Here is a 1,319-nt window from a genome sequence, read left to right as displayed (position 1 = left end):
CTATATAGCCCAACTGATTGATTCGGTTGGGCTTTTTTGTATCTGCGATTTTTGGTATGCCAGTGAGTATGCCATTGGGTGTTGGCTGTCCTAACCCTTGATAGCACTCCCTTGGATAGGTCATTGCCACGACTTCCTCAAGTTACCCAAAGCAAGAGAGGGCCAATGGCCCTCTCTTGCTATCTATGTTGTTGGTCAGTACAAACAGCACTGCTTGTACTTCTCGCCGCTGTCACAGGGACACAGCTCGTTGCGGACAATTTTAGTGGATGCCACCACCGGTTGAGAGTGTGCCGGGCGTTCACTGCGTTGCGCCAGAAAGTGGCATGCAGGATACGAGCAGCAAACCGAGCCCTCAGTGAAATAAGGGCTCGGCTGGAATAGACTGCCGATTTTCTGTCAAAAATGCGTGGCGGGCACAGCAGAGAAAATATCTACAAAACAGGACCTTGGATGACATTTTAATTGATGTCTTTTCTTAAGGTCCTGTTCATATAGCATTATTAGGAACAGATATTTAGTGCTGAGCGCCTTTCCATTTCTCCACTAGCTTATCATTCATTTTGAAATCAATTACGTTTGGCGAACTTTCAATTGCTGCCTTTTCAGCATTACGCTCTTTCTGTTTTTCATATTTGGCTTTCAGATTGCTGAATACCATTTTTGGCAACAAAACAAAGCTGGCAAACAGAACATGTTTGGCACCATCGTAAATGATATTTTCAATAAATGGTTTATAGCTTTCATCACCTGAAAATTGAATGGCAACTGCGATGAATTCAGCAACGACGCTGCCCTCTCGTGCCTCTTTCAGCGCCCAGACAATACCACTCTCTCCTTCTTTATATAGAGGGATGTCAAGTTTTTTGGTTACTTGCTCAAGCTCTAAAAGTGCTGAAAGTGTAGTATCTAACACGCGGGAAGAAACCACGCCAAGCTCTTTTAATTCATTGTAACAGGCCATTGTCTGCAAAGAATCTGGATTAACCTCATATGGCGCATTAGTTTTAAAAGTAATAGCACCTAATTCAACCACGTTAGGTAACGCTAATACTTGATTGGCACGATATAATTTAATATCACCAAATGTTAAAGGTTCTGGTTTCAGATGCTGGTTATCTGCAGAAAAAACAACCTCTTCATCGATTATAAAACTTTCATTCTGATTGAGGATAAACTCTTTAAGGTACTTATCAATATGCATATTGAGCTTGAATGTAGAAATTGTTGTCCCTTCAATACGCTCAAAGAAAAGCTTTGCCTTGCTTTTATCAACTGTTGACTTCAAATTATCAAAATGGCCAAAACGGTTAATGTTG

The 1,319-nt window shown here is 41.4% G+C and carries 2 protein-coding genes; both read right to left on the bottom strand.

The features are described 5' to 3' along the window. Window positions 1-195: 195 nt before the first annotated feature. On the bottom strand, window positions 196-276 hold the full coding sequence (locus AACS18_RS23255; protein ID WP_374956638.1) for an SEC-C metal-binding domain-containing protein: 81 nt from the start codon (window positions 274-276) through the stop codon (window positions 196-198). A 241-nt stretch (window positions 277-517) separates the two neighbouring features. Further along, window positions 518-1,319, bottom strand: an 802-nt coding sequence (locus tag AACS18_RS07900) for a hypothetical protein (protein ID WP_219928014.1), incomplete at its 5' end; no start/stop codon positions are given.

The sequence above is a fragment of the Aeromonas sp. HMWF015 genome (assembly GCF_963878965.1).
Taxonomy (GTDB): Bacteria; Pseudomonadota; Gammaproteobacteria; order Enterobacterales; family Aeromonadaceae; genus Aeromonas; species Aeromonas veronii.
This window is presented reverse-complemented; position numbering and strand designations above follow the sequence as displayed.